Below are 5,567 nucleotides of genomic sequence, written 5' to 3' on the forward strand. Positions count from 1 at the left end.
AACTTCCGACGGCGGAACTGTCGGCTTTGGCCAAAAGCCTGGTCAGAACCTTGTCGGTGAAGAACGCCGATACGCTGCAGACGATGAAAGCAGAATTTCCGTTCGGAATGACGAGCGTGGACGCGCCGTCGATGGTCTCAGCACCGTTCGGGTCAACCGTTACGTCGCCACCGTCGGCGATCACGGTAATGACCCAGTTGGCAGCGAGGGTAGCGGCCGCCGTGAGCGTGAGTGTCGCCGCCGCAGTGAACCGCAGCACGGCGTTGTCATCCGTAGCAAGAGCGGTGTAATCGCCTGACCTGGCCGCATAGACCGATGCGCGGCCGAACGCGATATCAACGCCGTTCTGCGTGAACCCCAATAGTCCGCCGCCCTTGAGATATAAGCCGGTCTGCGGGACTGACGCAAAGCCGATGCCAGGAGCCGAAACCGTGCCAGAGGCGAGTTTCAACGGTGACACCATAGGCGCAGAGCCATCGCGCGGAAGCGAGTTGGTGATTTCGTTGCCGAGGTCGGTGGTCAGCGCGTTCCACGGAACCGGGTCAATGATCTGACCGACTGAGGGCGTCGTGCCGGCGGGCTTGGAATAGACGCCGGTGGATGGGTTTCTGGGCATTCACCATCTCCAAAAGAAACGGCCCCGCGAATTGCGAGGCCTCGACGGTTGTAGTATTGGTTGCGCCATGCTGAGAGTTCTGCAAATCACGTGCATCGCCCTTACCACCGCGATCCTCTACGGGATCAACTGGGCGGTCGACGGCATTGGTAACTTCCTTGGGGGGTCGTTCGATGCGGGATTTGTGATGGGCATCTGTTTTGCTGCCCTGCTCTATCTCGCTATTTGCTGGATTGACCCGTCATCGCGTCCTCGCGGTTCCGGCGTTCAGAAGCAGGGCTTTGACAACAGGGTCGACTAACGCAGGCGTCGTTCCCATTCCCTGCGCTCTAACCAGTCCTTCGACTAGCTTTTCCCGCTGCTCGCCGATAAGTGCCCGTGCCAGGCTCTCGCGGGTGACGTTACCGGTATTACTCGAGATCAGCGCCTTGACGATGTCGTCGGCCTTATCAATAGCCGCCGATCGAGCTGCACCAAGGAAGCCACCAGCCTTGAATGCTTCCTTCACACCGAAATTACCGGCACCGCCGCCCAACTCATTCTGAGCCGCAATTCGCGCCGCTGTTTCGCTGTTGCGCGTCACGGTGTTTGCGGTGTCGGCATAAATGCGCTCGTTCTCGAGCACCTTGAACAGCCGATCGGCCTTCTCCGGTCCGAAAAGGGTAGATAGACGCGCGCGGTTCCAATCGCCCTCTCCTTTGATCAGCTTGTTCATCGCGGCGATATCGTTGGAGTTGGTGCCGACGATGCGGTCGATCTCGGCCCGGGCGCCCTGCGACAGACGCAGCGGGACCGCAGACGGACCGATCTGCATCCCCTGCGGCTGAACTCCCTGCTCGACCTCTGCGGCCAATTCGGAGGGTCGCGGCGCCGTCCGTCCACTGTCGAGGACTTGTTGACCACGTGTCAGAGCTTCGTCCTGACGGGCCAACTCAGAAAATCCCGCGTCGAGCTCCTTGATGCGAGGAACGGCGCGAGTAAGGCCGTCGTCGAGCATCTGGCGGGCTTCCATCAGCGTGGCAATGGCCTTCGGATCAATTTCCGTCTTCAAAAGCCCATCGATTGCCTGGCGCGTCTGGAACATGACGCCTGGATCTGTGGAAAGGACGTTCGAGTTCGCAACGTTCAGCATATCGCGAACCTGCCGCAACCGGGCTTGCGCCGGACCGCGAAGGCGGCTGATATCAGCTTCCATCGCTTCGGCTATCGGACTCATGTCGTAAGGTCGGGCTCCCCTGAAGACTTCGCGATAGTGAGGGCTGAACATATCCTGATTGGCTTCGATTCCGGCCCTGACTTCCGAGGGAACAACGTTTGGACCCATCGTCTCATCGATGGTTTGACCAATGCGAGCGTTTGCGCCGGCCTGGCGGTCGGTGAGCGCGTTTCGGATCGTCGCCTGTGCCTCTCCCGGCGTTGCGGCAAGCGCGCCGGCCTGCTTCTGAAGGTTCGGGCCCAGATCCGCCGGAATAGCCTCAGGACCCATTTCTGTGAGCCTGCGCGGCAGCGCAGACGCATCGAGACCGTCATCAGTGACCGCGCGCCGGAAGTAACCGAACGCCTGCGGGTCCATGCCAGCGACTTTGGCAGCCGTGCGCGCGCGGAGTGCGTCGGCCAGCGACCTGGCTCCAGCCCCGATGACCTTTCCGACCATGGGGCCGCCTAATCCGAACAGGCCGCCCCATTTTGCCCCATGCCACATTTCGTCGACGTCACCGCCGCTTCGAACACCTGCATCTGCGCCCCCAATGGCGGCGCCGGTGCCCGCAGAGATACCCGATCGCAGGAGCAAGCTACCGCCACCCGCGCCGAAAGCGGCTGGGGCAGCCATGATTGCAGGGATTGTCCCGGCAACGGCGCCGGTTATCTGTGCCCCCTTATCGATGATCGGGTTCGCTTCCTTTTCAGCTCTGGTCGCTTCGTTCAAACGATCCATTACCTGATCGTAAGTTTCGTCCGTGAATGCGGCGACTGTCGCTGCTGCAGCCTTCTCGGTACCGTAGCGGATGGGCGGGCCAATGATCGGAATACCCTCGAGGAGGCCGCCGACGCCTGTCCTGGCGACTGAAAGGGCGTCATCGGCCGGCAGGCCATTCCGATCAAGCACCGGCTGCCTATCGCGCTTGGCGTCGAGATCAGCATAAATGCGGGCTCGCAGCTCTTCGCCGGTCTGAGGTGGCGGCTCTGCTACCGGGTCTACCGCCGAGGGCTGCTGCGTCTGCTGGGTTCGGCTGAGACGCAGACGCGCGGCGGCAATCGCCATAGCTTTCTGCTGCTCGGGTGTCATTTCTGCCATAGCTTACGCTCCGCTGGCGTCATTGCGCCCCATACATCAGCCGGCACCCCTTCCGGCGGTGCACCTATGTCCGCCGCGGGCGGCGGCGTCAGGCTCGGCACTTCTGCAATATCTCCGAGCGTCGGCAGGATATCGGCCTCGTTCATGCCGCGTCGGCCAATGATGCCGCTATACTGACCGATATCGTTATCAAGCGCGCCACGATAGGCGCCCATGCGGCTGCGCGCCTCGGCAAGGATTGCCTGGCGCGTCTCCGGCGTGAGCCGTTGGCCACCGTTGACGCTGTTGATTATCCCCGAGAACCAGTCCGGCAGGCTCGCGGTGTTGTTGACCATGACCATTTCGCCTTCACGGACAACCGAGTTCGGGTCCATGATCTTGCCGAGGCCATAGACAAGGTTCAGGTCAGACGCCTTGCTGTCCGTCTTCGCCGTGTCGATCATCGACTGGTAAACCGGCGCTGCCTGCTGATAGCTCTTGTAGGTCGGAAGATTCTGGACCTCCTTGCGGAGGTTCGACACGTCTTCGGGTTTGTAGCCGGTGCCCTGATAGACGACGCGCTCCTGACCTGGACTGAACAGAGTTTCGCCAGGTTGGACAACCACCGGCTTGTTCCTCTCGAAGTCGGACTTTTGCCGTTCCAGATCGATGTTTGCCTGCTCAGCTGCGGTGAGAGTCCGGCGGTTTGCCTGCTCCTGCTCGAATTTCTGTCTCTCGAAATCGAGCTTCGCCTGATCAGCCTGCGACATTTCAGAGCGATAAACGGGCGTAAGCGTCCCAGTGCGCGGATCTGAACGAAGAACCGTTCCATCGGGCAACGTCTCAAATCCGTACTCAGGCGGTCGCGTCAGAATCTGCAATTGCTGCGCCGCCAGCGCTTTGACCTGAGGCGATGCATTAGGATTCATGATCGACTGCACCAACGCCTGAACGCGCGGGTTTGCCATGGGGTTCGGCGCCTGCTGCGGCGCATTGTCGAGCGCTTGGGCCAACCTCACCGGCGCGGGCTGAGGCGACGCCTGCTGAGGCACGGCGGCGACGTTCGGATCAGCGCTGACTGTCGACGTCGGGAGCGGCGGCAAAGCAGCCTGGGGGCTAGCCCGTGGCGGCATGACCTGCGCCGGATCGGATGCGCGCATCTGCCCAGCAGCGCCAGGCATGGGAATGCCGATCGAAGGGTCGAGGCTTGCAACTTCACCCGGTGCGGCTGGCGGCGGCTGTGGAGCGTCGGGACGTCCGGCCGTCGTCACCATCGGGTCGCGATAACCCGGCGTCGGAGGTGCTGGAGGAGGGTTGACCGGCGGCTGGACCGGCGAAGGAGGTGCAGCGATGGCTGGGGTTGCGCTTGCGACCTGGGCACCGGCGGGGGTGGCCACACCGCCGGATTCAAGATCAGCCACGATCTGCGCCATTTCGGCATCGGGAATATTCTTGAATCCCTCCCACTCAGATCGCAGCGCCTGGATCTTCCCAGGCAGTGTGTCGGCGGAAGCGATACGCTGGCGAGCGAGATAAGACGCCACCCGATCTTGTGTGGCCCTATCATAGGGAGCGTTCGGATCAAGCCCAAGGGCACTCACCGCGCCTCGCAGCGTCGTGCCTACTGTCTGATACTTCCCGACAGGCGTGGCGACACGACCAACCTTGCCCTTGACATATTGAGCATAGGGGCCGCTCGGATCGGTGAAGGCCAAGACGTCTCTGATCGGCATGCTGGAAACGGACGTGCCTGCAAATGGCCCATCCTTTTGAGCGTGTCCGAAGAGAGTATCGTAATCCCCTGCCCCCTCCGTCCTGTTGACCGCGGCAAGAAAGGAAGACGGCAGCTCACTATTGGTAGGCGTGGCGGCGACATTTCCGGACGCGTCCACCTTCGGCATAGACGAGCCCGTTGCGCCGGGATTGGATGGCTTGTTGCCGCCACCGAACAGAGATGACAAGAAGCCCTTGGGCTGCTCAGGAGGCGTGTAAGGCTGGCCAGTGATGGCGGAGATTGCCTGAGCGTCTGCGGTCCGCTGCTGGTTTGCCTGATTGCGAACCGCGAGGCCGCCCATCAGGGCCTGCGCCATCCGCGCCGCGCCTTCCCATGGCGACTGGATCGGGCTTGTGTCGGTGCCCTGCTGCAGCATCACCGCTGCGAGGCGCTTGCGGGCGTCCGTGACATCCGCCTGCGTCTGGCCTGTATCGCCGCCGAAGATGAAGCCCATCACAGAACCCCCGCGTAATTGACCATCTTGAAGCCGCCGGGACCAACGGCGACGGCGCCGGGAGCGACCGTCTCGACCTCATCGGCCATCAGGCCGACTTGCCGGCCGCCGCCCCAGAGATATTCGTATTCGTAGACTGGCAGTCCGGACGCTGTTTCGCCGATCCGGTGAACGGCTTGCTTCAACCGTCGATCGGACATTGCCCAGCCGCCAAGCAGTGCCGAGCCGAGGCCGAACAGGCCACCCATGGCCGCATTCGACCTGGCGACCTCCTGATTGTACTGCCCCATTTTCTGATTGTAGTTTTCGTTGATCAGGCCGGCCTGGTCGACCGTGGGAAGCTGTGTCGTCGGCGAGTTCACATAATTCGGCTGATTGACCTGCGAACCCGACATCAACGCCGAGATTTCGTTCAGCGGCTGGTTGCGTTCGGTCAGGATCGAGTTCT

General features: G+C 62.0%; 3 protein-coding genes and 1 pseudogene. All 4 read right to left on the reverse strand.

Translation table 11 applies throughout. The features are described 5' to 3' along the window. Positions 1 to 616: pseudogene (locus A7X77_RS30895) on the reverse strand (hypothetical protein); the annotation flags it as partial. 241 nt (positions 617 to 857) lie between these two features. Next, positions 858 to 2,912, reverse strand: a complete 2,055-nt coding sequence (locus A7X77_RS30900; RefSeq protein ID WP_064686596.1) for a hypothetical protein — start codon at positions 2,910 to 2,912, stop codon at positions 858 to 860. After that, positions 2,900 to 5,119 (reverse strand): hypothetical protein, encoded by a 2,220-nt coding sequence (locus A7X77_RS34145; protein WP_245293815.1) that lies wholly within the window; start codon positions 5,117 to 5,119, stop codon positions 2,900 to 2,902. Before A7X77_RS34145 ends, A7X77_RS30900 begins: the two co-directional genes overlap by 13 nt. Further along, a partial coding sequence (locus A7X77_RS30910) for a tail fiber domain-containing protein (RefSeq protein ID WP_197486917.1) occupies positions 5,119 to 5,567 on the reverse strand: 449 nt, incomplete at its 5' end. The genes A7X77_RS34145 and A7X77_RS30910, both read right to left, overlap by 1 nt.

Origin of the sequence: Rhizobium bangladeshense, assembly GCF_001662075.1 — a bacterium.
GTDB lineage: Bacteria > Pseudomonadota > Alphaproteobacteria > Rhizobiales > Rhizobiaceae > Rhizobium > Rhizobium bangladeshense_B.